This is a genomic window from Streptomyces lichenis, assembly GCF_023218175.1.
Classification (GTDB): Bacteria; Actinomycetota; Actinomycetes; order Streptomycetales; family Streptomycetaceae; genus Streptomyces; species Streptomyces lichenis.
Map to the genome: position 1 here is coordinate 38075 of NZ_JALPTH010000009.1, position 25044 is coordinate 63118.

A 25044-nucleotide genomic window follows, 5' to 3' on the forward strand; every position below is an offset into this window, starting at 1 on the left:
AACGCACTCAGCCCTTGACGGCGCCCTGCATGATGCCGCCGACGATCTGCCGTCCCAGCAGCCCGAACACCAGCAGCACCGGCAGCGTGCCCAGCAGCGTGCCGGCCATGATCACGGACTGGTCCTGGACGTACCCGCCGCCCAACTGGCGCAGGGCCACCTGCACCGTCGGGTTCTGCGAGGAGAGCGCCACGATCGGCCAGAAGAAGTCGTTCCAGGCGGCCATGAAGGTCAGCAGCCCCAGCACCGCCATCCCCGGCCGGGCGATCGGCACCACGATCGACCAGAAGATCCGCGCCGAGGATGCCCCGTCCACCCGCGCCGCCTCGATCAGCTCGTCCGGCAGCGTCTGCACCAGGAACTGCCGCATGAAGAACACCCCGAACGCCGACACCAGCCCCGGCAGGATCACCGACTGGAGCTGGTTCACCCACTCCAGCTTCGCGATCACCATGAACAGCGGGATCACCCCCAGCTGCGGCGGGATCATCATGGTCCCCACCGTCAGCGCCAGCAGCGCGCCCCGCCCCCGGAACCGCAGCTTGGCGAAGGCGAACCCGGCCAGCGTGCAGCACAGCACCGTCCCCACGGTGATCGAACCCGACACGATCAGCGAGTTCAGCAGCGCCAGCCCGATGTCGGCCTCCTCCATCACCGCCTCGAAGTTGGCCATCAGATTCGGCCCGGGCAGCAACGACGGCGGCACCTGCGCCAGATCGGCGTTGGACCGGCTCGCCGCGACGATCGTCCAGTAGAACGGGAACGCGGACACCAGCACCGCGACGACCATGATCGCGTACGTCAGCCACCCCGCCCGCATGGTCTTCCCGGCCCCCCGCGAGGGCCGCCGTCGCGGCGGCTTCTCCACCGGTGCCTCCTTGACCGGCGGCTCGACCAGCGTGGTCATCGCCCGGCCTCCTTACGCAGACGGCGGCGCGCGACCAGGGCATTGGCCCCGACCAGCACCACGATGAGCAGGAACATCACCCAGGCGATCGCCGCGGCGCGCCCCAGGTGGAAGAAGCCCCAGCCCTGCTCGTACATGTACAGCCCGAGCGTCTGGTACTGGTGCGAGATACCGCCGGAGACGCTGCCCTCGAACAGCAGCGGCTCACCGAACAACTGCGTGGCCCCGATGGTCGACACGACTGCCGTGAACACGATTGTCGGCCGCAGCCCCGGCAGCGTCACATGCAGGAACTGCCGCCAGCGCGAGGCCCCGTCCATCTCCGCGGCCTCGTACAGCTCGGTCGGGATCGACTGCATGCCGGCCAGGTAGATCAGCGCGTTGTACCCCGTCCACCGCCAGATCACGATGGTCGACACCGCGATCTGCGAGGCGACCGTCCCGGTCTGCCAGTCCACCGGCCCGAAACCGACCAGCCTGAGCACGTAGTTGATCAGCCCGAAGTCCCGCCCGAAGAGCTGCGCGAACACCAGCGTGGCCGCGGCCACCGAGGTGGCGTACGGCAGCAGCATCGCCGTCCGGAAGAACGTCCGCCCGCGCAGCTTGTAGTTGAGCAGATGCGCCAGCCCCAGCGCCATCACCAGCTGCGGCACCGTCGAGAGCACCCCGATGGTGAACGTGTTCCGCAGCGAGAGCCAGAAGAACTCGTCCGTGAACAGCGCGGCGTAGTTCCCGAACCCGCGCCACTCCATCTGCCCGGGCGTCTGCAACTCCACCCGGTACAGCGAGACGAACGCGGTGTACACCAGCGGGAACAGCCCGAAGGCGGCGAACAGCGTGAAGAACGGGGCGATGTAGGCGTACGGCCCGGCGCTCTTGGCGAACCGCCGCACGGCGGGCGCACGCGGCGGCCGTCTCACGGCGCCGGCCACCGCGGTGGTGGCCGGGGGCTCTTCGGGGGCGACTATGGACACGGTGCGGTCCTTCGTTGGTCGGGTCTTCGGCTGCGGGCCGGTGGCCGCGCTGCCGCGGGTGGATCTGCACAGCGTGGCGGCCCGTTGGCGGGCCGGGGAGGGGTGTGGGAAGGGGCGGGGCACCTCCCCACGGAACCCTCCACCTCCCACCCAGCCCCACCGTCACCCCGTGACGTTGGCGACGCCCTTCCTGGCGTTGGACCACGCCTTCTCCGGCGCCGTCCCCTTGCGCTCGACCTCGCTCAGCGCGTTGGTGATCTGGTCGGCCACGTTCTTGTCGTGCACGCCCAGCACCTGCACTGGGGCCGCCTTGGCCGCGTCGCCGAAGATGCGGCCGATCGGGGCCCCCGAGAAGTAGGGGTCACTCGCGTCGGCGACCTTGGCGATGGCGCCCGTGGAGGACGGGAAGTTGCCGACCTTGCGGAACAGCTTGGCCTGCTGCTCGGGCGCGGTGAGCCACTTGACCAGCTCGTACGCCTCCTTCTTGTGCTTGGCGGCGCGCGGGACGCTCAGATAGGAGCCGCCCCAGTTCCCCGCGCCACCCGGCAGCTTGGCGATGTCCCACTTGCCCTTGCCGGCGTCCCCGGCCTGGCCCTTGATGTAGCCGAGCATCCACGCCGGGCAGGGGATCGTGGCGAAGGAGCCCGCGGAGAAGGCCTGGTTCCACTGGGGCGACCACTGGTCGAGCTTGGCGCTCAGCCCGGCGTCGGCGGCCTTGGTGGCGGCGTCCCAGGCGGTCTGGACGGCCGGGTTGTCCTCGTAGACCAGCTCACCGGAGGCGTTGTAGTACCGCTCCTCCTCCTGGCCGATCATGATGGTGAAGAGGCTGCCGACGCTGTCCAGCCAGGCGCTGTTCTTCGGGGCCTTGGCCTTGTACTGCTTGCCGAGGTCGAGGTAGCCGTCCCAGCTGGACCACTTGGCGGCGAGCTCCTCGCGGTCGGTGGGCAGCCCGGCCTGCTGGAAGAGGTCGGTGCGGTAGCACATCGCCTCGGGGCCGGTGTCGGTGCCGAGGCCCAGGACCTTGCCGTCCTTGGTGGTCGCCGCGGACCACTTGAAGTCGGCGAACTCCTTCTTCAGGTCGCCCGCCCCGAACCGGCCGAGGTCCTCGAACTTGTCGGACTGCTGCTGGGTGACGGAGGCGATCCGGCCCACCTCGATGCCCTGGACGTCGGCGAGGCCGCCGCCCCCGGCGAGCCTGGTCTGGAGGGACTTCCAGTAGTCCTGCTCGTCCTGGGTGTCGGTCTGCTTGATCGTGATGTTCGGATGGAGCTTCTGGTACTCGGCGTAGAGCCCGGCCTCCTTGTAGCCGAACGACCCGAACAGGTCGACGGTCAGGGTGGTCCTGCCGTCGCCGCCCGCGTTGTCGGAGCCGCCGGATCCGCAGGCGGCGAGCAGGGCGCCGGTGAGGGCGACCGCGCCGAGACGGGCGGCCGTCCTGCGCACGGTGGCTCGGGGGATGGGCATGGGCGGGCCTCCTAGGCACGGGGACGCTCGGAACGGCATGCTGCGAGCAGCACAGCCTGAGAGCGCTCTCAGAATCTGCGTCTGGAGCGTCCCGCGCAGGGCCCGCCTCCGTCAAGCCTCGAACGCGTAACGGCTGTGACACGTCAACAAGTGTGCTGTGTTTCCGATGTATTGACAGTCCTGTTTCAGGAGTTTTACGTTCCTGGGCACCTGAGAGCGCTCTCGAAACGCTCTCCCGCCACCCCCGAGGTGCTGCCCATGCCATCCCCCCGCAGCCGAGCCGCACTCCTCTCCAGACCCTCCGCCATGCTGCTGGCCGCCGCGCTCGCGGCCTCCGGTCTCACCGCCGTCACCGCGTCCCCCGCCGCCGCGGCCACCATCCCGGTGGGGGCGGGGAGTTACTCCGACACCCGGCCCGCCGGCACCTCGGGGCCCACCACCGACACCGGCGCCCCGGTCACCCCCAAGCTCGGCCCCAGCGCCCAGGGCAAGCCGGTGCCCACCAACGACTGGTGGTCCTCGCTGGCCTTCCAGCGCTACGGCGACAACCCCTGGGGCGCGCCCATGTACGGGCATCCGCTGACCTACCAGGCCACCTCCGCCGGGCTGGACATCGGCTACCCGACCTCGCCCGCGATCGTCGGCGACGGACGGCAGTACGAGTACGCCCACAAGCGCGACCTCACCCTGGGGCTCACCGGCCTCAACTCCCCCGACACCAGGGCCGACGCCTGGTCGGACTGGACGGTGACGCCGTACTGGTCGGACGGCGCCCGCACCCTGCGCACCACGATCGGCCACGGCTCCCCGTACGTCTACGCCAAGGGCGGCGGCGGCAACGCGCGGATCAGCACCGCCTCCGCGCCCACCGTCTTCGCCGACCAGGGCAACGTCCTCGGCATCACCGTCGGCGGCCACCACTACGCGCTGTTCGCCCCCACGGGTGCCGACTGGAACGTCTCCGGCACCGAGATCACCGCGGGCCTGGCCGGCAAGGACTACTTCTCGCTCGCCGTACTGCCGTCCACCGACGCGCTGGCCACCTACCGGAAGTACGCGTTCAGCTTCGTCACCGACTCCAAGGCGACCTGGAGCTACGGCGGCGGCACGGTCCGGGCCACCTACGGCGTCACCACCCAGCCGCAGGAGGGCACCGAGCGCGGCACCCTCCAGGCCCTCTACCGCCACCAGTGGCTGCACACGGCCGACCCGCTGACCCCGTACACCTATGTCTCGCCCCGGGGCACCATGAAGGTCCGCGAGGCCGCCTCCTTCACCACCAGCCAGCGCGCGGCGAGCGCCCTGCCCGCGCTGCCCAAGGCGGGCGGCACCGACGCGGCCCGGCTGCGCGGCTATCTGAACGAGGCGGCGAACGCGGCCGACCCGTTCTCCGGCGCGGTGGACACCTACTGGACCGGCAAGGCGCTCGGCCGGCTCGCCCAACTGGTGCCGATCGCCGAGCAGATCGGTGAGACGGCCACCCGGGACAAGCTGCTCGGGCTGCTCAAGGGGCGGCTGCAAGAGTGGTTCACGGCCGGGGGCGCCAGTGGCTTCGCCTACGACCGGGACTGGAAGACGCTGATCGGCTACCCGGCCTCGTACGGCAGCGACACCGAGCTCAACGACCACCACTTCCACTACTCGTACTACGTCTACGCGGCGGCGATCGTCGCCCAGTACGACCCGGGCTGGGCCGCCGACTCCGCCTGGGGCGGCATGGTGAGGACCCTGGTGCGCGACGCGGCCAACCCCAGCCGCACCGACTCCGCCTTCCCCTTCCTGCGCGGCTTCGACGTCTACGCCGGGCACAGCTGGGCCTCCGGCCACCAGGGCTTCGCCGCCGGCAACAACCAGGAGTCCTCCTCGGAGTCCACCAACCTCAGCGCCGGGCTGGTGCTGTACGGCGCCGCCACCGGTGACACCGCGCTGCGCGACCTCGGCGTCTATCTGCTGACCACCGAGTCCGAGGCCGTCGCCCAGTACTGGTTCGACGCCGACCAGCAGGTCTTCCCCGGCTCCTTCGGCCATGACACGGTCGGCATGGTCTGGGGCAGCGGCGGCGCCTACGCCACCTGGTGGACCGCCAACCCGGAAGAGATCCACGGGATCAACGTCCTGCCGGTGACGGGCGGTTCGCTCCACCTGGCCGGCGACAAGGCGGCCGTCCGCCGCAACATCGCCGAGATGGAACGGGAGAACGGCGGCCCGGCGGTCGAATGGCGGGACATCCTCTGGGAGTTCCAGTCACTCGCCGACCCGGCCGCGGCCAAGGCGAAGTGGGACGCCTCGGGCGGCGGCTACACCCCGGAGGCGGGGGAGTCCAGGGCCCATACGTACCACTGGCTGACCACCCTGGACTCGCTCGGCGCCCCGGACACCGCGGTCACCGGTGACCTGCCGACCTCGGCGGTCTTCAGCAAGGGCACCACCCGCACCTACGCCGCCCACAATTACGGTTCGACCGCCCGTACCGTCACCTTCTCCGACGGCGCCACGCTGACCGTCCCGGCCCGCTCCACCGCCACCGGGACCGGCACCGGCGGCGACCCGGACCCGGATCCCGACCCGCCGACCGGCAACACCTTCCAGCTGCGCACCGGCGGGGCGCTGACCACCGCCACCGGAGGCACCGCCGGCAGCGACACCCTCGCCTCGGCGGGCGGCGGCAACCACGACGGCACCCCGCACCAGCCGCTGGTCTACGAGGCCCGCGGGGTCAACGGCACCCTGCGGTCCGGCGCCACCACCGCCTTCCGCCTCCAGGTGGACGCCGGCACCGCGGTCGGGCTGGGCCAGCAGGCCCGGGTCAGCTACGACCTGACCGGCGACGGCACCTTCGAGCGCAGTGAGACGTACCACTACTTCGCCACCGACCCGGTGGCCGGCTGGGAGGAGTACGGCCAGGCCCGCGGGCTGAAGTCGGCCACCGGAACCCTCGGCGACCTGCGCGGGGGCACCGTCCGGCTGGAGGTGTGGAGCGCCATCGGCAACGGCACCGCCCGGGTGCAGACCGGCACCGACCGCTCGGTGCTCGTCATCCCCTACCAGTAGGAGTACCGCCGGGGGCCCGCCTCCGTGGACCGGCCCAACGGTCCACGGGGAGACGGTGGCGGCGGACGGCGAACCCGGGCACCCCGGCCCGGCTCAGGCGGAGGCCCTCCGCACCAGCTCCACCGGCATGATCACCGAGCCCGGGGTGTCCGCCCCGGGCTCGGGCTCGACCTGGTGGAGCACCCGCATCAGCAGCCGGACCATCAGCCGCCCCATGCCCTCGATGTCCTGCCGCACCGTGGTCAGCGGCGGGTCGGTGGACTCGGCGACCGACACCACGTCGTCGAAGCCGACCAGCGCCACGTCCTCCGGCACCCGCAGACCGCGCTCCCGCAGCACCCCGAGCGCGCCGGAGGCCATCAGGTCGTTCGCCGCGAACACCGCGTCCAGCCGCGGCCGCCGCTCCAGCAGCTCCGCCATCGCCCGGGCCCCGCTGGCCGCGGTGAAGTCGCCCTGGGCGGTCAGCCCGGGATCGGCGCCCAGCAGCACGTCCCGGTAGCCGTCGCCCCGGTCCAGGGCCGAGGTTTGATCGCGCGGCCCGGCGATATGCGCGATCCGCTCGCGGCCGAGGTCCAGCAGATGGCGTACGGCCAGCCGCCCCCCGCCCCGGTTGTCGCAGTCCACATACGGCACCGCCTGGTCGGCCGTGGCGCCCGGCCAGCCCGGCCGCCCGCCGAAGACCGCCGGCACCCCGGTGCGCCGGATGATCGAGGGCAGCTCGTCGTCGTTGTGCACCGAGAAGGCTAGCGCCCCGTCCACATGCCCGCCGCCCAGGTACCGGGCGATCCGGTCGTAGTCGCCCGGGCCCTCCACCCAGAGCAGCACCAGCTGGGAGTCGTGCGCGGTCAGCTCCCGGCTGATGCCGCGCACCTGCTGCTCGAAGAAGGGGTCGGAGAAGATACGGAACTCCGGCTCGGCGATGATCACCGCCACCGCCCCGTTGCGCCGGGTCACCAGGGTGCGGGCCGCGTGGTTGGGGACGTAGCCCAGCTCCTCGACCGCCCGGCGCACCTTCTCCGCCAGCGGCTGGCGCACCCCCGCCCCGCCGTTGACCACGCGGGACACCGTCGCCCGGGAGACGCCCGCGTGCGCGGCGACGGCCTCCAGGGTGGGGCGGGCGCCGGCTGCGGTCGGGTCGGACATGGTGGACACGGGACGGCTCCTCGGCTGCGGGGCGGGCGGAACGGCTACCCCAGCAGGGTAGCCGGTCGCACAGACAGCTGAGAGCGCTCTCTCGGTCAGTGGGGCGGCGGGATTGCGAGATCCGGACGGTGGCCGCCCCGGCCGATTCGGGCCGGGGCGGAGCGAGGCGCGGGGGTGCCGGACCCCCGTACTCCTCAGTGGTCGTGGTCGTGGACCGAGTTGGTGGCGGCGATCTTCTTCCAGGACTTCGGCTGGGCCGGCTTGGCCGGGGTGGCCTGGGACTTCGTACGGGCCTGGCCGGGCGCGCCGACGACCGCCTTGCGGGCCGAGCGCTTCCCGGCCGCCGCGGAGGCGGCCGGCTTGGACGGCTGGTACAACCAGGTGTCGAAGAGGCCGGCCAGCGGCTTGCCGGAGACCTGCTCGGCGTACTTCACGAAGTCGCCCACCGAGGCGTTGCCGTGCGCGAACTTCTGCGGCCAGCCCTGGAGAATGGCGAAGAAGTGCTGGTCCCCGACAGCGTTGCGCAGCGCCTGCAGGGCGAGCGCGCCCCGGTCGTAGACCGCGATGTCGAACTGGTTGTCCGGGCCCGGGTCGCCCGGCTTGACGGTCCAGAACGGGTCGTCGGCCGGGTGGAGCGCGTAGACGTAGTCCGCCAGTTCCTGCGCGGTGCCCTCACCCTCCTTCTCCGACCACAGCCACTGGCTGTAGCGGGCGAAGCCCTCGTTGACCCAGATGTCCTTCCAGCCCTTGACCGAGACGCTGTCGCCGTACCACTGGTGGGCCAGCTCGTGCACCACCACGGAGACGTTGGAGCCGCCTGCGAACTGGCGCGGGCTGTAGAACGGGCGGGTCTGGGTCTCCAGGGCGTAGCCGCTGGTGACGTTGGGGACGTAGCCGCCCAGCGCGTTGAACGGGTAGGGGCCGAAGACCTCCTCCAGCCACTCGGCGACCTCGGTGGTGCGCTCGATGCTGGCCCGGGCGGCGCCCGCGTTGTCGCCGAGGTCCCTGCTGTAGGCGTTGAGGACCGGCAGGCCCTTGGCCGTCTTGTCGGTGGTGATGTCGAACTTGCCGATGGCGAGGGTGGCCAGGTAGGAGGCCTGCGGCTTGTTGGAGCGCCAGTTGTAGCGGGTCCAGCCCAGCTTGGAGGACTGCGACTGGAGCACGCCGTTGCTGATCGCCTGGGTGCCGTCCGGCACGGAGATCGAGACGTCGTAGGTCGCCTTGTCGAGCGGGTGGTCGTTGGACGGGAACCACCACACCGCGGAGTCCGGCTCCTGCGCGGCCACGCCGCCGTCGGGGGTGCGGTGCCAGGCGCTCCAGCCGCCGATCTTCAGCTCGGAGGGCTTGCCCGCGTACCGGACGACGACCGAGATCTCCTTGCCCTTGTCCAGCGGGGCGGCCGGGGTGACCTCCAGCTCGTGGTCGCCGGAGGTGGCGAAGGCGGCCTTGCGGCCGTTGACCCGGACCTCGCTGACCTTCAGGCCGAGGTCGAGGTTGAAGCGGGACAGCTTCTGCGTGGTGGTGGCGACGATGGTCGCCGTGCCCTCCAGCAGGTCGGTCTTCGGCTGGTAGGTGAGTCGCAGGTCGTAGTGCGACACGTCGTAGCCGCCGTTGCCGCTCGCCGGGTAGTAGGCATCGCCGATGCCCGCCGCGCCGGGAACGTAGTCGGCCGCCGATGCCGGGATCGCCAGCAGCAGCGACGCAGCGAGTGCGCTCGGGACGATCAGTCTGCGGTGCACGTCAAACTCTCCAAGTCGTGGGGACGGAGGGTCGGGTGGAACGAAGGTCGTGTTCGGTGAGGAACATCCGCAGGCTATGCGGGATTTGATGGCCCAGTCATGCACATGGCCACCCTCGACACAAGATCGCCATCCGGCCGACATGTGGTCTGCCGCCGGGGTCCGGAGCTCACGGCCCTGACCGCCGGTACGGCGCCCTCGGCCGCCTCGCCCTGCGCCGCTTCACCCGGGCGGTGGTGGGCTGAGCGATCCCGCCGGCGGGCGCGGGCACCGCGACCGGCGCACGTCGGCATGGGTCCGCGCAGGGGCCGGTGCGGCTCCGGCCCGGGGGCGCGCCCCCCTGTCGCGGCCGCCCGCGCCCCGGTAGCTTGCCCTCCCATGCGCCCACATGTGCACGTCAACAAGACCCCGGGAAGAGCCCGTTGGCCGAGGCCGGGGAGAACCCTCGCGCTGACCGCCGCGGCCGCCCTGCTCTCCGTCCTCCTCCCCGCCGCCGGCGCCACGGCGCGCCCCGCCCCGCCGAAGGTGTCCCAGCCGGTGTACGACTACGCCGGTGCCGTCCGGGAGTCGGTGTGGGTGGACACCGGGCTGGACGGCGACCGCGACGGCCGCGCCGACCGGGTGGCCGTGGACATCGTGCGGCCCCGCGAACCCGCGGCGGCCGGCCGCAAGGTCCCCGTGATCATGGACGCCAGTCCGTACTACTCCTGCTGCGGACGGGGCAACGAGAGCCAGAAGAAGACCTATGACGCCAACGGCGCCCCGGTCGGCCTGCCGCTCTACTACGACAACTACTTCGTGCCCCGCGGCTACGCCTTCGCCGCCGTGGACCTGGCCGGAACCAGTCGTTCCGACGGCTGTGTGGACGTCGGCGGCCGCTCCGACGTCCTCTCCGCCAAGGCCGTCGTCGACTGGCTGAACGGACGCGCCCGCGGCTACACCACCCGTACCGGCTCCACCCCCGCCCGCGCCACCGGCTGGTCCACCGGGGCCACCGGCATGATCGGCAAGAGCTGGGACGGCACCGTCGCCAACGGCGTCGCCGCCACCGGCGTCCGCGGACTGAAGACCATCGTCCCGATCGGGGCCATCTCCTCCTGGTACGACTACTACTTCTCGCAGGGCGCCCCGCTCTACGACTCCGGCCCCGAGTGGCTGTCCGACTACGTCAACAGCCCGGCCGCCCGGGCCCGTTGCGGCCATGTCCAGCAGGCCCTGGTGGACGGCGCCCCGCGCAGCGGCGACCGCACCCCGCTGTGGGACGAGCGCGACTACGTGCCCGACGCCCGCAAGGTCCGGGCCAGCGTCTTCGCCGTCCACGGCCAGCAGGACCTGAACGTCCGCACCAACCACCTCGGCCCCTGGTGGAACGCGCTCGCCGAGGCGGGCGTCGAGCGCAAGCTGTGGCTGTCCCAGACCGGCCATGTCGACCCCTTCGACTTCCGCCGCGCCGACTGGGTGCCCACCCTGCACCGCTGGTTCGACCACTACCTCCTCGGCTACGACAACGGCGTCGACCGCGAACCCATGGCCGACGTCGAACGCGCCCCGGGCCGGTGGTCCACCGACAAGGTGTGGCCGCCCCGCACCACCGCCACCACCACCCTGCGCCCCCGGCCCGCGACCGGCCAGGGCCCCGGCGGCCTCGGACTGCTCCCGGCCCGCCCCGGCGCCACCGCCGCCTTCACCGACGACCCTGCGCTGAGCGAGGCCGACTGGGCCGCCCACGTGGACGCCGCCACCCCGGAGAAGGCCGCCTTCGTCTCCCGCCCGCTCGGCCGGGACCTGCGGCTGGCCGGATCCGGCAGCGTCACCGTCACCGCCGCGCCCAGCACCACCAGCGCCCATCTGAGCGCCGTCCTGGTGGACCTCGGCCCCGCCACCATCCGGGACTACACCGCCGCCGGCGAGGGCATCACCACCCTGGCGCACCGCACCTGCTGGGGCGCGAGCACCCCGGGGGACAGCGCCTGCTACAAGGAGACCGAGCCGAAGACCGCCGAGGTCGGCCACACCGTCTTCAGCCGCGGCTGGGCCGACCTCGGCACCTGGGCCGACCCGGACAGGGGCCGCCCCCTCACCCCCGGCAAGGCCCGCCGGATCACCATCGACCTGGCCCACGCCGACCATGTCGTCCCGGCCGGCCACCGGCTCGCCCTGATCGTGGCCGGCACCGACCGGGGGCTGATCGACCCGCCCGACACCACCCCGTCCCTCACCCTGGACCTGGCCCGCACCTCGGCCCGGCTGCCGCTGGTCGGCGGCCCCGCCGCCTTCCTGCGCGCCACCGCCGTACCGCCCCCGCCGGACGCGCACCGCTCGGCACCGTCGTCCACCCCGCCGCCCGGGCTTCCGGCGGCGCCGCGCCGCGACGGCCCGGCGATCCCGGACGCCGGCCGCTGACAGCCCCCGCCCCCGGCCGGTGCCCTTCCGCACCGGCCGGGGACGACGGGACCGGCCGACCGCGAGGCCGAAAGCACTGTCACCCGAACGGGTCCATCGGGCGCCTCCAGCACCCCCGTCGGCCCCGCCCCGCTTGCGGAGATAAAAAATGTGTGAACTGTGGAGTAAGGGGTAGCAGCAGCGAAATCAGGCCATGATCGCGAAAGGTGCCGCCCGTGCAGCAGGATGAACGCAAACCGGCGCAGCGGATGCGGCTGCCGGTGAAGGCGGCCCTACCGGGACGCCATCCGCACGAGGACAAGCCTCCGGTCACCGACCGGATCGTCTTCGGGGTGACCGCGGTGCTCACCCTCGCCTTCGTGGTGTGGGGCGCCACCGCCACCGACGCGCTGGAGAGCGTGTCGTCCACCCTGCTCGACGGGCTGATGCACAACGGCGGCTGGGCGTTCGTCCTGGCCGCCTCGGGTTTCGTGGTCTTCGCGCTCTGGCTGGCCGTCAGCCGCTACGGCCGCATCGAGCTGGGCCAGGAGCACGAGAAGCCCGAGTTCTCCACGATCTCCTGGGTCGCCATGATGTTCAGCGCCGGCATGGGCATCGGCCTGATGTTCTACGGCGTCAGCGAGCCGCTCGCGCACTTCACCGACCCGCCGCCGGGCACCGACCCCGCCGACGCGGCCGACGCCATGCAGACCGCGCTCGCCACCACCCTCTTCCACTGGACCCTGCACCCCTGGGCGATCTACGCGGTGGTCGGCCTGGCCATCGCCTACAGCACCTTCCGGCGGCGCCGGCGGCAGAACATCAGCGCCGTCTTCACCCCGCTGATCGGCAAGAAGCACGCCGAGGGCGCGCCCGGCCGGGTCATCGACATCCTCGCCATCTTCGCCACCCTGTTCGGCTCCGCGACCTCGCTCGGCCTGGGCGCGCTCCAGATCGGCAGCGGTATGCAGGAGGTCGGCTGGCTCAGCAAGGCCGGCACCGGGCTGCTGGTCGCCGTGATCGCGGTGCTCACCGTCTGCTTCGTGCTCTCCGCGGTCTCCGGGGTGGAGAAGGGCATCCAGTGGCTGTCGAACACCAACATGGTGCTCGCGCTGCTGCTGGCGCTGTTCGTCTTCATCGCCGGACCGACCATCATGATCCTGGACCTGGTGCCGACCTCGCTCGCCGCCTACCTGGAGGAGCTGCCGCAGCTCGCGGGCCGCACCGAGGCCTCCACCGGCGGCGGTGACGTGGCCGACTGGCTGAGCAGCTGGACGGTCTTCTACTGGGCCTGGTGGATCTCCTGGACGCCGTTCGTCGGCATGTTCATCGCCCGGATCAGCCGGGGCCGCACCATCCGCCAGTTCGTCGGCGGTGTGATCCTCGTCCCCAGCACCGTCAGCCTGATCTGGTTCGCCATCTTCGGCGGGACCTCGATGCACCTGGCGGACGAGGGCCGGCTGAGCGGCGACATGTCGCAGGAGGCCCAGCTCTTCGGTGTGCTGAAGGAGTACCCGATCGCCGGGGTCACCAGCCTGGTGGTGATGATCCTGGTCGGCATCTTCTTCGTCTCCGGCGCCGACGCCGCCTCCATCGTCATGGGCACCCTCTCCCAGAAGGGCAGCTTCGAACCGGCCCGGTTCGTGGTCGTCTTCTGGGGTGTGGTCACCGGCGCCGTGGCCGCCATCATGCTGCTGGTCGGCCAGGGCCAGGGCGACGCGCTCGCCGGACTCCAGCAACTCACCATCCTGGTGGCCGCGCCCTTTGTGCTGGTCATGATCGGGATGTGCTGGGCGCTCATGCGCGACCTGCGCCGCGACCCGCTGATCGTGCGCGGCGAGATCGCCGAGGAGGCGGTCGAGGAGGCCGTCATCGCGGGCCACGAGAAGTACTCCGGCGACTTCGAGATCCGCATCGGTCCGGGCGACGACGCCCCCGCCAGCGGTGCCGCCCCCGCGCCGAAGCAGGTCGAGGAGCCCCGCAAGGACGACCCGGGCGCCTCCTGAGGCTCCCGAGCCGCCGGTACGCGCAGCGGCCCCGTCCGACTCCCGGACGGGGCCCCTGCACACGTACGGCCCCAGACCGGCCCGCCTCCCGCGCCCGCACCCGGCGGCCCGACCCGGCGAGGACCGCCGCCGTGCTCAGCCCGACCACCCCGCCGCCGTCTCATCTCCTACGGCCGATGCCGGTCGACGCCGACCGACCCCCACGAGTCGCTCCGGGCCCGCTGACTAGGATCGGCTCCCTGATGACTGCCACCCTCGTAGCCAAGGACCTCGCCGCCGCGCACGGTGAGCGCACCCTCTTCTCCGGACTCGACCTCGTCGTCGCACCCGGCGACGTGATCGGCCTCGTCGGCGTCAACGGCGCCGGCAAGTCCACCCTGCTCCGGCTGCTCGCCGGGCTGGACGCCCCCGAGCACGGGGAGCTGAGGCTGTCCCCGGCCACCGCCGCCGTCGGCCACCTCCCGCAGGAGCCGGAGCGCCGGGCGGGGGAGACGGTACGGGCGTTCCTCGCCCGGCGCACCGGGGTCGCCGAGGCCCAGGCCGCCATGGACACGGCCACCGAGGCGCTGGTCGCGGGGGAGCCCGGCGCGGACGACGCCTACGCGGCGAGTCTGGAGCGCTGGCTGCACCTCGGCGGCGCCGACCTGGACGAGCGGGCCGAGGAGACCGCCGACTCCCTCGGGCTCACCGTCGGCCTCGACGCGCCGATGACCTCCCTCTCCGGCGGCCAGGCGGCCCGCGCCGGGCTCGCCTCGCTGCTGCTCTCCCGCTATGACGTCTTCCTGCTGGACGAGCCCACCAACGACCTCGATCTGGACGGCCTGGAGCGGCTGGAGCGGTTCGTCCAGGGGCTGCGCGCCGGGACCGTCGTCATCAGCCACGACCGCGAGTTCCTGGCCCGTACCGTCACCAAGGTCCTGGAACTCGACCTGGCCCAGCAGAGGATCACCCTCTACGGCGGCGGCTACGACGCCTATCTGGAGGAGCGTGAGACGGCCCGCCGGCACGCCCGCGAGGACTACGAGGAGTACGCCGACCGCCGGTCCGCCCTGGAGGACCGGGCGCAGACCCAGCGGTCCTGGATGGACAAGGGCGTGAAGAACGCCCGCCGCAAGGCCGGTGACAACGACAAGATCGGCCGCAAGTTCCGCAGCGAGGCCAGCGAGAAGCAGGCCGCCAAGGCCCGCCAGACCCAGCGCATGATCGAGCGCCTGGAGGTGGTGGAGGAGCCCCGCAAGGAGTGGGAGCTGCGGATGGAGATCGCCCCCGCCCCGCGCTCCGCCTCCGTGGTGGCGGTGCTGCGCGAGGCCGAGGCGGTCCGCGGCGGCTTCCGCTTCGGCCCGGTCACCCTCCAGATCGACTGGGCCGACCGGGTCGCCGTCACCGGCGCCAACGGGGCCGGCAAGTCCACCCTGCTGGCCGCGCTCCTCGGCCGGCTGCCGCTGGAGGCCGGGCACGCGGCGCTCGGCCCCGGGGTGGTGGTCGGCGAGGTCGACCAGGCCCGCGCGCTCTTCCACGGCCTGGAGACCCTGCTCGACGCCTTCCGGGCCGCCGTCCCCGAGACCGAGCCCGCCGAGGTGCGCACCCTGCTGGCCAAGTTCGGCCTCAAGGCGGACCATGTGCTGCGTCCGGCCACCACCCTCTCCCCGGGCGAGCGCACCCGCGCCGCGCTCGCCCTCCTCCAGGGCCGCGGCGTCAACCTGCTCGTCCTCGACGAGCCCACCAACCACCTGGACCTGCCCGCCATCGAGCAGCTGGAGTCCGCCCTGGACGCCTACTCCGGCACCCTGCTGCTGGTCACCCACGACCGCCGGATGCTCGAAGCCGTCCGCACCACCCGCCGCATCGAGGTCGCCGGAGGCAAGGCCACCGAACTCACCTGACGGCCCCCCGGCACGCACCGATGGCCGGGGCCGGCACCCATGCGCCCGCCCCGGCCATCAGCCGGACATCGCCTGCCGGTCACCGCCGGCCGGTCACCGCCTGCCGGTCACCGCCTGCCGGTCAGCGGCGGCCCTTGCCCCGGCCGCCGCCGGAACCGCTGCCGCCGCCTTCGAGCAGGCCCGCCTTGCGCAGGGCGTCGGCCATGGCGCTGTTGGCCGGGGCGGGGGCTCCCGACGGGCGGCCGCCCCCGGCCGTACCGGCGCCACCGCCCGTACCGCCGCGGCGGTCCCGGCCACCGGCTCCACCGCGTCCGCCGCGGTCCGCACCACCACCGCCGCCGCCCTGGCGCTGCTGCGGCGGTCGGCCGCCGCGCTCGCGGCGCGCGCCGCCGCCCTGGCCGCCGGAGGCACCGGCCGCCGCCTCGTCGTCCAGCCGGAACGTCAGCGAGATCCGCTTGCGCGGGATGTCCACGTCCAGGACTTTCACCTTGACCACGTCACCCGGCTTCACCACCTCGCGCGGGTCCTTGACGAAGGTGCGGGACATCGCCGACACATGGACCAGCCCGTCCTGGTGGACACCGACGTCCACAAAGGCGCCGAAGGCGGCGACATTGGTGACCACGCCCTCCAGCACCATCCCGGAGGCCAGGTCGCCGATCTTCTCCACGCCCTCCTTGAAGGTGGCCGTGCGGAACGCCGGACGCGGGTCGCGGCCCGGCTTCTCCAGCTCGCGCAGGATGTCGGTGACGGTCGGCAGACCGAACTTCTCGTCCACGAACTCGTCCGGCCGCAGCGACCGCAGCACCGAGGTGTTGCCGATCAGCGCGGCCACCTCACCGCCCGCCTTCTTCCCCATCGCCCGCACCACCGGGTACGCCTCGGGGTGCACACTGGACGCGTCCAGCGGGTCGTCGCCGCCGCGGATCCGCAGGAAGCCGGCGCACTGCTCGTACGCCTTCGGGCCGAGGCGCGCCACGTCCTTCAGGGCGCGGCGGGAGCGGAACGGGCCGTTGGCGTCCCGGTGGGACACGATGTTCTCGGCGAGCCCGGAGCTGATGCCGGAGACCCGGGACAGCAGGGGCGCGGAGGCGGTGTTGACGTCCACGCCCACGCCGTTGACGCAGTCCTCGACCACCGCGTCCAGCGAACGCGACAGCTTCACCTCGGACAGGTCGTGCTGGTACTGCCCCACGCCGATCGACTTGGGGTCGATCTTCACCAGCTCGGCCAGCGGGTCCTGCAGGCGGCGGGCGATGGAGACCGCGCCGCGCAGCGACACGTCCATGTCCGGCAGTTCCTGGGAGGCGAACGCCGAGGCCGAGTACACCGAGGCGCCCGCCTCCGAGACCATCACCTTGGTGAGGTCCAACTCCGGGTGCCTGGCGATCAGTTCGCCGGCCAGCTTGTCGGTCTCGCGGGAGGCGGTGCCGTTGCCGATGGCGACCAGCTCGACCGCGTGCTCCTTCGCCAGCCGGGCCAGCTTGGCCAGCGCCTCGTCCCAGCGGTTGGCGGGGACGTGCGGGTGGATGACCTCGGTGGCGACGACCTTGCCGGTGGCGTCGACCACGGCGACCTTCACCCCGGTGCGGAAACCGGGGTCGAGCCCGAGGGTGGCGCGGGTGCCGGCCGGGGCGGCCAGCAGCAGATCGCGCAGGTTCGCGGCGAAGACCCGTACCGCCTCGTCCTCCGCCGCGGTGCGCAGCCGGGTGCGCAGATCGATGCCCAGGTGCACCAGGATGCGGGTGCGCCACGCCCAGCGGACCGTCTCGGCCAGCCAGGCGTCACCCGGCCGCCCCGCCTGGGCGATGCCGAACCGGTGGGCCACCGCGCCCTCGTAGCTCGACGGGCCCTCGCGCGGCTCCTCCGGCTCCAGCACCAGGTCGAGGACGTCCTCCTTCTCGCCGCGCAGCATCGCCAGGATCCGGTGCGAGGGCAGCTCGGTGAAGCCCTCCGCGAAGTCGAAGTAGTCGGCGAACTTGGCGCCCGCCTCCTCCTTGCCGTCCCGGACCCTGGCCACCAGCCGGCCCTTGCCCCACATGGTCTCGCGCAGCTCGCCGATCAGGTCGGCGTCCTCGGAGAACCGCTCGGTCAGGATCGCCCGGGCGCCCTCCAGCGCGGCCGCCGGATCGGCGACGCCCTTGTCCGGGTCGGCGAACGCGGCCGCCGCGGCGAGCGGTTCGACCGAGGGGTCGCTGAGCAGCCCCTGCGCCAGCGGCTCCAGGCCCGCCTCCCGGGCGATCTGCGCCTTGGTGCGCCGCTTGGGCTTGAACGGCAGATACACGTCCTCCAACCGCGCCTTGGTGTCGGCGGCGCGGATGCTCGCCTCCACCTCCGCGGTGAGCCTGCCCTGCTCGCGTACGGACTCCAGGACCGCGGTCCGCCGCTCCTCCAGCTCCCGCAGATAGCGCAGCCGCTCCTCCAGGGAGCGCAGCTGCGCGTCGTCCAGCATCTCGGTGGCTTCCTTGCGGTAGCGCGCGATGAACGGCACGGTCGAGCCGCCGTCCAGCAGCTCCACGGCCGCCTTCACCTGCCGCTCCCGTACGCCGAGTTCCTCGGCGATCCTGCCTTCGATGGACGTCGTCACGATGTCCGACCCGCTTCCTCGTGCCTCCAGCTTGCCTTTGCATTCTGCCGCAGCGGTACGACAGGAGGGGGGAGGCCTCCGTGACCGGGCCCGGCCGAAAGGCGTTTGACGCGGGGGGTGGGGCACGATCGGATGTCCCCATGGTCGGATCAGAGGACACCGGTACGGCGGGACTCCGCATCCTGACTCCCGAGGACGAGACCGCCCTCCGGGACTGGCTGCACGTCCACAACACGGTCATCCCCACCCATCGGCTGACGCTGGACGAGGCGTGGGACCGGGCCGGGCGGCACCGGCTGGAGGTCGCCTACCTCGGGGACACCGCGGTGGGCTCCAGCACCGTGCGGCCGCCGGCCGACGGTACGCGCACGGCGACGGTGATCGCCCGGGTGCTCCCCGGTCACCGCGGCCGGGGCTTCGGCGGGCGGCTCTACGCCCGGGGTCTGGACCGGGCGCGGCGGCTCGGCGCGGAGACGGTGGAGACGGTGGTGCTGTCGAGCAACGAGGACGGGCTGCGGTTCGCCCGGAAGCACGGCTTCGCCGAGACGGAGCGCTATGTACTGCCGGGCGAGACCGTCCCCTGGGTGGATTTCCGGCTCCGTTGAGCGGGTGATCCGGTACGGGGCCGGGCCGCGCCGTCCTCAGGCCCGGCGGGCGCGGCCGCCGCCCCGCGAGGCCCCGCCGAAGAGCCGGGCGAGCAGCCGGAACGGCAGGGTGACCACGGTGGCGACGGCCGAGCCGATCATGCGGAAGAAGTCCGCGATCGTACGCATGGGGTACCTCCGGTGACATCGGGGTGTGGTCCCTCCGCGTTGCCCGCACCGCCCCCGCCAAACGTCCCCACGCTCCGGGAGGCCCGCTGGGAGCCCGCCTGTCCGGCCCTCCGGCCCGTCCCCGGATGCCGGGTCCCCGGAAGCCCGGCCCTCCGGACCTCGCGCCTCCGGCCCCCGCCGCCTCAGCCCCTGGCGACCAGGCCCTCCGGGAAGGCCCCCGCCATCACCGCCGCCTCCAGGAAGCCGCGCCCCAGCTCGGCCAGCCGCTCGACGCCGGCCGCTCCCAGGTGCTCGTAGGGGGCGGCGTCCATCCGGTCGGTGTGCTCCTCCACCTCGGCCCGCAGGGCCGCGCCCGCCTCGGTCAGCTCACCGTCCGCGTCCAGCACCCCGCGCCCGCGCAGCCGCTCCACCGCGGCGTCCCAGTCGGTCCGCCGCCAGCCGCGGGTGGCCAGCGCGAACCGGGGGGTCATGCCCCTGCCCGTCGCGGTGTGGCTGACCAGGGCCTCCAGCGGGTCCAGCCCGGCGAGCAGCAGGGCGGCGAGGTGGCCGTCCCCGCGGTGCTCGCGCAGCAGCGTCGCCCCGTGCCAGTACGCCAGGTGCGGCTCCACCGGAACCGGCAGGTCGGCCTGGGCGGAGTACAGCGGACGGGCGTGCCGGGTGCAGGCCTCGGCGGCCCGCAGCGCCAGCCCGGCCGCCTCCGCCATCTCCTCGGAGGCGATCGCCTCCTCGCCGAGCAGCCGCCGCAGCGTGGCGTCCACCGCACGCAGCCGGGCGGCGAGCACCGCCTCGGGGGAGACGGTGTCCCAGACGGCCGGCAGGTGCCGGGCGACCAGCTCATGGCTGAAGTTGTAGAACGTGGCGGTGACGGTGCCGGCCGCGACCCGGCCCAGCGGCGCCGAACGGGTCGCGAAGTAGGCGGCGGAGCTGTCGGTGACGCCCTCGGCGGCCAGCTCCCTGTGCAGGTCGGGGGAGAAGTAGAGCGTCGAGTGCAGAGGGTTCACGGCGTGGTGGCAGCGGCGTGCGGCGCGGGGCGGGAGAGTCGTCATGGACTGCACGTTACCGACTGGTCGGTACGGCAGAAAGGGTGGGCTGCTCGTCATTGCGGCCGCCGGGTGCCGCGAGAAGGATGGGAAGTGCGGCCGGCCGCGGAGCCGGGCCCGCGACGGGGCGGAGGAGGCGGAGCGCATGGCCGGTGGAGACCCGGGGGAGCACCGGACGCGCGTACGCCCTTCGCGTCGAGCGGTCCCGGCGGGCCGGCCCGGGGTCGGGGACCCCTCGCCGGATGCGCACGGGCCGGACGCCCCCGCCGATGGCCCGGTGGTCCGGCCCGTGCTGGTGGTGCTGTTCGACGGGGTGCAGAGCCTGGACGTCAGCGGCCCGCTGGAGGTCTTCGCCGGGGCCGGGCACGCCACCCCGGACCACGTCCCGTACCCGCTGACCACCGCCTCCCTGGACGGGCGGCCGGTCCGCACCCAGAGCGGGCTGCGCCTCGCCCCCGACATCCCGCTCGCCGCCGCCGAGGTGGAGCACACCCTGCTCGTCCCCGGCGGCGAGGGCACCCGGCACCCCGACCCGGCCCTGGTGGAGTGGCTGCGGACGCACGGACCGCGCGCCGAGCGGCTGATGGCCGTCTGCACCGGATCGCTGCTGCTGGCCGCCGCGGGACTGCTGGACGGCCGCCGCGCCACCACCCACTGGGCCTTCTGCGACCGGCTGAGCCGGCTGCGGCCGGCGGTGGAGGTGGACCCCGACCCGATCTTCGTGCGGGACGGACCGGTCGCCACCTCGGCCGGGGTCACCGCCGGCATCGACCTCGCACTGGCCCTGGTGGAGGAGGACCACGGCCGGGAGACCGCCCTCGCCATCGCCCGCCATCTGGTGGTCTTCCTGCGCCGCCCCGGCAACCAGGCCCAGTTCAGCGCCCAGCTGGCCGCGCAGACGGCCCGGCGCGAACCGCTGCGCGAGCTCCAGCAGTTCATCACCGAGCATCCGGCGGCCGACCTCTCCGTGGAGGCGCTCGCCGCCCGCGCCCGGCTCTCGCCCCGCCACTTCGCCCGGGCCTTCCGCGCGGAGACCGGCACCACCCCCGGCCGCTATGTGGACCGGGTCCGGCTCGAACACGCCCGCCGCCTGCTGGAGGACACCACCGACGGGGTGCAGGAGGTCGCCCGCGCCGCCGGCTACGGCACCGCCGAGGCGATGCGCCGCGCCTTCGCCAAGGCCCTGGACACCGCCCCCGCCGAGTACCGCCGCCGCTTCCACGCCCCGCTCCCCGCCCACTGACCCCACCCCGACACCCGTCGACCGCACGCGCACCGAAGGGACCCACCCCATGCAGATCGCGATCCTGCTCCACCCCGGCCTCACCGCCCTCGACGCGGTGGGCCCGGCCGAACTGCTCCAACGCATGCCCGGCAACGAGACCGTCTTCGTCGCCCGGGAGGCCGGACCGGTCCGCAACGACCAGGACAACCTGTCCCTGGTCGCCGGCCGCTCCCTCGCCGAGGTGACCCGCCCGGACGTGGTGCTCGTCCCCGGCGGCCCGGACGTCCGGGCCACCGCCGACGACCCGGTGGTCCAGGACTGGCTGCGCGCCGTCGACCGCACCACCACCTGGACCACCTCCGTCTGCACCGGCTCGCTGGTGCTGGGCGCCGCCGGACTGCTCACCGGCCGCCGCGCCACCACCCACTGGCTGGCGAGGGACAGGCTCGCCGGCTACGGGGCCGAGCCCACCGGTGAGCGGGTCGTCTTCGACGGCAAGTACGTCACCGCCGCCGGGGTCTCCTCCGGCATCGACATGGCCCTGCACCTGCTCGGCCGCCTCGGCGGGGACGACATGGCCCGGATCGTGCAGCTGATGACCGAGTACGACCCGCAGCCGCCCTATGACGCGGGCTCCCCGGACAAGGCCCCGGCCCATCTGGTGGACTTCTGCCGCACCGAGCTGGCCACCCACGTCGATCCGGCCGGCTGAGCGGCTCCTCGCTCGCTCACCCCGGGTAGGTGAACCGCGGGGCGCGTCACCCCGGGTAGGTGAACCGCGGGGCGCGGCGCTCCAGGAAGGCCGCCACGCCCTCCGCGGTGTCCCCGCTGCCCCGGGCCTGCTCGGCCCAGTGCGCCTCCCGGTCGGTGCGGCCGGCCGCGAAGTCCTTCGCCGCCTCCTGGGTGAGCAGCGAACGCGAGGCCAGCACCCGGGCGAACTCGGCGACCCGCTTGTCCAGTTCGCCCGCCGGCAGCACCTCGTCCACCAGTCCCCAGCGCAGCGCCCGCCCGGTGTCCACCAGCTCCGCGGAGAACAGCAGGAACTTCGCGGCGGACGGCCCCACCAGTGCCACCAGCCGCCGGGTGGAGGAGGCCGGGTAGACGATGCCCAGCTTCGCCGGGGTGATCCCGAACAGCGACCCCTCCTCGGCGAAGCGCAGGTCGCAGGCGGCCGCCAGCTGGCTGCCGCCGCCGACGCAGTAGCCGCGCACGGCGGCGAGCGCCGGCTTGGGGAAGGCGGCCAGCGCCTCCTCGGCCCGTACCGCGAGCGCCTGCTGCTCGTCACCGGGCTCCCGCAGCGTGGAGATGTCCGCCCCGGCGCAGAAGGTCGGACCCGCGCCGGTGAGCACCAGCACCCGCACCGCCGGGTCGGCCGCCAGCTCCGCCAGCAGACCGGGCAGCGCCCGCCACATCGCCGCGGTCATGGCGTTCCGCTTGGCGGGGTTGCTGATCACGACGGTGGCGACGCCGTCGGCGACGGTGTGCTCCAGCTGCGGCTCCATGGGGCGGATGCTATCCGCCCAGGGCGGTCATACGATCGTCAGAGGGGTACCGGTAACGCGACCGGCGCCGGTAGCGGCGCGGCACCGTGAGAGAGCGAGGCGAGCCGATGGCCGACACCGCCCCCGACCCCGGCACCCCCCACCGTCCCGATTCGGCCGGCGGCCCCCCGGACCCCGGCTACGGCCGACCCGACCCCGGCTACGGTGGTTCCGGCCCGGCCGCCGCCCCGCCGTCCGCCCCGCCCACCACCGGTACACGCCCGGGCCGCCGGGACACCGAGCCCACCCACCCCGCCGCCCGGCAGCGCAAGAAGCTCAGCCGCAGCTTCGGCGTACTGGCCCTGCTGGGCGCGATCCTGGTGATCGGCGGACTGGTCGGCCTGTTCTACACCGCCTTCGCCACCCTCACCACCATGCTGCTCTTCGGCTGGCTGCTGCTGGTCGGCGGACTGGTCGGGCTGCTGCACGCGGTGGAGTCCCGCAAGGAGGGCTACTTCTGGCTGGCCACGGTGGTCGCCGCGCTGAACATCGCCGCGGGCGTGGTGGTCATCCGCCATCCGGTGGAGTCGGCCGAGGCGCTCACCATGTTCGCCGCCCTGCTCTTCCTCACCGGCGGCCTCTTTCGGCTGGTCGGCAGTGTGGTGGTACGGGGTCCGCAGTTCGGCTGGACGCTGCTGCAGGGCGTGTTCGGCCTGCTGCTGGGCGTCCTGGTCCTGGTCGAGTGGCCCAGCAGCAGCCTCTACGTGCTCGGCGCCTTCTTCTCGCTCGCGCTGCTGTTCGACGGGCTCGGGCTGCTCGCGGTCGGGGTGGGCGGCCGCCGGATCGTGCATATGGTCTCCGAGAACCCGCCAGAAGACGACCACGGACGGCTGAAGAAGTAGCAGGGAAGTGGCACTGCCGGGCGCGTCCGGTCGGAATGCGTCGAATTGCCGCTGACTTCTGGTCAGTAGCGCGAGCCCTCCCGCCCTCTGCCCACACTCGGTGACGTGGCGACAACCGAGCACGCGACGGCCGGACACGAGGACGGAAACCGCACCACCACGGCGACCCGGGGGGCCGCGCCCGCCGGGCCCCGGCCCTACGAGGGGGTCTGGCGCTTCACCGCGCCGGCCGCCGACGGTTCCGTACCCCACTCCCGGCGCGCGGTGAAGGACCTGCTGAAACGTCAAGGCGTGCCGATCGACGGCGACACGCTCTACTCCGTGCTGCTGATCGTGTCGGAGCTGGTGACCAACGCGGTACGGCACGCCGCACTGCTCTCACCCGAACTGGCCGTCGAGGTGGCGGTCGGCCCCGAGTGGATCAGAGTGGCGGTGGAGGACGAGCACCCCTACCGGCCCCGGGCCCTGGAGGCGGACGACGACCGCACCGGCGGGCGCGGGCTGCTGCTGGTCCGGGAGATCAGCCGGGAGGCGGGCGGCCAGTGCGATGTCGAGCACACCGCGAGCGGTGGCAAGGTGGTCTGGGCCGCCCTCCCCCTGAGCGCCCCCGCCCCCCTACCGCAGCCCGGCCCCGCACCCCAGCCCGACCCCGTACCGCCGGGCCTTGTACCGCCGCCGGGCCCCGTACCGCGACAGGGCCCGGCCGGAACCCGGGCGCCCCGTGTGCGCCCGGGCCCGGCCGGGCCCTGAGAAGCCGCCTACCGGCAGCCCGCCGGCCGTCGGCCCGTCACCAGCCGCCCGTCTCCCCGGTCAGCTCCTTGACCGCCGGGCGCGCCGCGTCCAGCACCGTCATGAACCAGGCCGAGAACATCCCGGCGGAGCGCCGCTCGGCCAGCTCCGCGGCGGTGACGAACGCGGTCTCCTCGATCTCCTCGGGGTCCGGCCGCAGCGGTGACTGCACCATCCCGACGAAGAGGTGGTTGTACTCCTGCTCCACCAGCCCCGACTCCGGGTCCGGGTGGTTGTAGCGGACCGTGCCCGCCTCGGCGAGCAGCGACGGCGAGACGCCCAGCTCCTCGTGGACCCGCCGGGCCGCCGCCGCGAACGGCGCCTCGCCCGGATAGGGGTGGCCGCAGCAGGTGTTGGACCACACCCCGGGGGAGTGGTACTTGCCGAGCGCCCGGCGCTGGAGCAGCAGCCGCCCCTCCTCGTCGAAGAGGAACACCGAGAACGCCCGGTGCAGCTGTCCCGGGGCCTGGTGCGCGGCCAGCTTCTCCGCGGTCCCGATGGTGGCGCCGGTCTCGTCGACCAGTTCGAGCATGATCGGACGCTGGGCCGCGCCCGGCGCGTCGGCCGTCAGGCCGTCCGCCCGGACGTCCGCCGGACTCCCGTTCGCGCCGTCCGTCACGGTGGCTGGTGTGGTCGGCATAACCATCCTTCGCTTCTGTCCTCGGCCCTGTGGGGCACCCTCAGTCTGCCGTACAGCC

General features: G+C 73.3%; 18 protein-coding genes and 1 pseudogene. 9 read left to right on the plus strand and 10 right to left on the minus strand.

Translation table 11 applies throughout. The annotated features are described in order from the left end of the window. Nucleotides 1-7 precede the first annotated feature (7 nt). The 3 genes from M1O15_RS11655 to M1O15_RS11665 all read right to left on the minus strand — a co-directional run bounded on the left by M1O15_RS11655 (nt 8) and on the right by M1O15_RS11665 (nt 3345). Complete coding sequence (locus M1O15_RS11655) at nt 8-907, minus strand: carbohydrate ABC transporter permease (RefSeq protein WP_248633559.1); 900 nt, start codon at nt 905-907, stop codon at nt 8-10. After that, nucleotides 904-1827: a carbohydrate ABC transporter permease gene (locus M1O15_RS11660; RefSeq protein ID WP_248633750.1), complete on the minus strand. Its 924-nt coding sequence runs from the start codon at nt 1825-1827 to the stop codon at nt 904-906. Before M1O15_RS11660 ends, M1O15_RS11655 begins: the two co-directional genes overlap by 4 nt. Before the next feature lie 216 nt (nt 1828-2043). Continuing rightward, nucleotides 2044-3345 (minus strand): ABC transporter substrate-binding protein, encoded by a 1302-nt coding sequence (locus tag M1O15_RS11665; RefSeq protein WP_248633561.1) that lies wholly within the window; start codon nt 3343-3345, stop codon nt 2044-2046. 258 nt (nt 3346-3603) lie between these two features. On the opposite strand from M1O15_RS11665, the gene M1O15_RS11670 reads away from it, so the two are divergent. After that, nucleotides 3604-6396 (plus strand): glycosyl hydrolase, encoded by a 2793-nt coding sequence (locus M1O15_RS11670; RefSeq protein WP_248633563.1) that lies wholly within the window; start codon nt 3604-3606, stop codon nt 6394-6396. A 93-nt stretch (nt 6397-6489) separates the two neighbouring features. Here the strand turns inward: M1O15_RS11670 and M1O15_RS11675 are convergent, their stop codons facing one another. After that, a complete protein-coding gene (locus tag M1O15_RS11675; RefSeq protein ID WP_248633751.1) occupies nt 6490-7539 on the minus strand; it encodes a LacI family DNA-binding transcriptional regulator in 1050 nt (349 codons plus the stop codon). A gap of 194 nt (nt 7540-7733) precedes the next feature. Next, nucleotides 7734-9278 (minus strand): M1 family metallopeptidase, encoded by a 1545-nt coding sequence (locus tag M1O15_RS11680; RefSeq protein WP_248633565.1) that lies wholly within the window; start codon nt 9276-9278, stop codon nt 7734-7736. Between the two features lie 378 nt (nt 9279-9656). Between M1O15_RS11680 and M1O15_RS11685 the strand changes: the two genes are divergently transcribed. The 3 genes from M1O15_RS11685 to M1O15_RS11695 all read left to right on the plus strand — a co-directional run bounded on the left by M1O15_RS11685 (nt 9657) and on the right by M1O15_RS11695 (nt 15549). Next, nucleotides 9657-11681, plus strand: coding sequence for a Xaa-Pro dipeptidyl-peptidase (locus M1O15_RS11685; RefSeq protein WP_248633567.1), 2025 nt, complete (start codon nt 9657-9659; stop codon nt 11679-11681). A gap of 248 nt (nt 11682-11929) precedes the next feature. Further along, nucleotides 11930-13666, plus strand: coding sequence for a BCCT family transporter (locus M1O15_RS11690; protein WP_248633752.1), 1737 nt, complete (start codon nt 11930-11932; stop codon nt 13664-13666). A 242-nt stretch (nt 13667-13908) separates the two neighbouring features. Continuing rightward, nucleotides 13909-15549, plus strand: coding sequence for an ABC-F family ATP-binding cassette domain-containing protein (locus M1O15_RS11695; protein ID WP_248633569.1), 1641 nt, complete (start codon nt 13909-13911; stop codon nt 15547-15549). Nucleotides 15550-15670: 121 nt separating this feature from the next. Here M1O15_RS11695 and M1O15_RS11700 read toward each other — a convergent pair whose 3' ends face one another. Next, a complete protein-coding gene (locus M1O15_RS11700) occupies nt 15671-18136 on the minus strand; it encodes a Tex family protein (RefSeq protein WP_248633572.1) in 2466 nt (821 codons plus the stop codon). Nucleotides 18137-18276: 140 nt separating this feature from the next. Between M1O15_RS11700 and M1O15_RS11705 the strand changes: the two genes are divergently transcribed. Continuing rightward, entirely contained in the window at nt 18277-18741 is a 465-nt protein-coding gene (locus tag M1O15_RS11705) for a GNAT family N-acetyltransferase (RefSeq protein WP_248633573.1), read from the plus strand. A gap of 36 nt (nt 18742-18777) precedes the next feature. On the opposite strand, the gene M1O15_RS31355 is transcribed toward M1O15_RS11705, so the two are convergent. Together M1O15_RS31355 and M1O15_RS11710 are read right to left on the minus strand one after the other, a co-directional pair. Continuing rightward, nucleotides 18778-18909 (minus strand): LPFR motif small protein, encoded by a 132-nt coding sequence (locus M1O15_RS31355; RefSeq protein WP_260604312.1) that lies wholly within the window; start codon nt 18907-18909, stop codon nt 18778-18780. Between the two features lie 182 nt (nt 18910-19091). Beyond that, the gene (locus M1O15_RS11710; RefSeq protein ID WP_248633575.1) at nt 19092-19955 is read right to left on the minus strand and encodes an SCO6745 family protein; all 864 of its coding nucleotides are present in this window, start codon (nt 19953-19955) and stop codon (nt 19092-19094) included. Nucleotides 19956-20226: 271 nt separating this feature from the next. On the opposite strand from M1O15_RS11710, the gene M1O15_RS11715 reads away from it, so the two are divergent. Both M1O15_RS11715 and M1O15_RS11720 read left to right on the plus strand, forming a co-directional pair. Next, nucleotides 20227-21192 carry a GlxA family transcriptional regulator gene (locus tag M1O15_RS11715; RefSeq protein ID WP_248633578.1) on the plus strand — a complete coding sequence of 322 codons (966 nt, stop codon included), beginning with the start codon at nt 20227-20229 and terminating at the stop codon, nt 21190-21192. A 49-nt stretch (nt 21193-21241) separates the two neighbouring features. Next, nucleotides 21242-21886, plus strand: a complete 645-nt coding sequence (locus M1O15_RS11720; protein ID WP_248633580.1) for a DJ-1/PfpI family protein — start codon at nt 21242-21244, stop codon at nt 21884-21886. 46 nt (nt 21887-21932) lie between these two features. On the opposite strand, the gene M1O15_RS11725 is transcribed toward M1O15_RS11720, so the two are convergent. Continuing rightward, on the minus strand, nt 21933-22676 hold the full coding sequence (locus tag M1O15_RS11725) for an enoyl-CoA hydratase/isomerase family protein (RefSeq protein WP_248633582.1): 744 nt from the start codon (nt 22674-22676) through the stop codon (nt 21933-21935). A gap of 335 nt (nt 22677-23011) precedes the next feature. Here M1O15_RS11725 and M1O15_RS11730 point away from each other — a divergent pair, with 335 nt between their 5' ends. Together M1O15_RS11730 and M1O15_RS11735 are read left to right on the plus strand one after the other, a co-directional pair. Beyond that, complete coding sequence (locus M1O15_RS11730) at nt 23012-23557, plus strand: HdeD family acid-resistance protein (RefSeq protein ID WP_248633753.1); 546 nt, start codon at nt 23012-23014, stop codon at nt 23555-23557. A gap of 105 nt (nt 23558-23662) precedes the next feature. Continuing rightward, a pseudogene (locus M1O15_RS11735) lies at nt 23663-24163 on the plus strand (ATP-binding protein); the annotation flags it as partial. 181 nt (nt 24164-24344) lie between these two features. Here M1O15_RS11735 and idi read toward each other — a convergent pair. Next, entirely contained in the window at nt 24345-24878 is a 534-nt protein-coding gene (gene idi, locus M1O15_RS11740; RefSeq protein WP_372499461.1) for an isopentenyl-diphosphate Delta-isomerase, read from the minus strand. Nucleotides 24879-25044: the final 166 nt, after the last annotated feature.

Bases quoted from the DNA above. Each gene is read 5' to 3' on its own strand.
- M1O15_RS11655 (WP_248633559.1), bottom strand. From the start codon at position 907: ATGACCACGCTGGTCGAGCCGCCGGTCAAGGAGGCACCGGTGGAGAAG.
- M1O15_RS11665 (WP_248633561.1), bottom strand. From the start codon at position 3,345: ATGCCCATCCCCCGAGCCACCGTGCGCAGGACGGCCGCCCGTCTCGGC.
- M1O15_RS11670 (WP_248633563.1), top strand. From the start codon at position 3,604: ATGCCATCCCCCCGCAGCCGAGCCGCACTCCTCTCCAGACCCTCCGCC.
- M1O15_RS11675 (WP_248633751.1), bottom strand. From the start codon at position 7,539: ATGTCCGACCCGACCGCAGCCGGCGCCCGCCCCACCCTGGAGGCCGTC.
- M1O15_RS11685 (WP_248633567.1), top strand. From the start codon at position 9,657: ATGCGCCCACATGTGCACGTCAACAAGACCCCGGGAAGAGCCCGTTGG.
- M1O15_RS11690 (WP_248633752.1), top strand. From the start codon at position 11,930: ATGCGGCTGCCGGTGAAGGCGGCCCTACCGGGACGCCATCCGCACGAG.
- M1O15_RS11695 (WP_248633569.1), top strand. From the start codon at position 13,909: ATGACTGCCACCCTCGTAGCCAAGGACCTCGCCGCCGCGCACGGTGAG.
- M1O15_RS11705 (WP_248633573.1), top strand. From the start codon at position 18,277: ATGGTCGGATCAGAGGACACCGGTACGGCGGGACTCCGCATCCTGACT.
- M1O15_RS31355 (WP_260604312.1), bottom strand. From the start codon at position 18,909: ATGCGTACGATCGCGGACTTCTTCCGCATGATCGGCTCGGCCGTCGCC.
- M1O15_RS11710 (WP_248633575.1), bottom strand. From the start codon at position 19,955: ATGACGACTCTCCCGCCCCGCGCCGCACGCCGCTGCCACCACGCCGTG.
- M1O15_RS11720 (WP_248633580.1), top strand. From the start codon at position 21,242: ATGCAGATCGCGATCCTGCTCCACCCCGGCCTCACCGCCCTCGACGCG.
- M1O15_RS11725 (WP_248633582.1), bottom strand. From the start codon at position 22,676: ATGGAGCCGCAGCTGGAGCACACCGTCGCCGACGGCGTCGCCACCGTC.
- idi (WP_372499461.1), bottom strand. From the start codon at position 24,878: ATGCTCGAACTGGTCGACGAGACCGGCGCCACCATCGGGACCGCGGAG.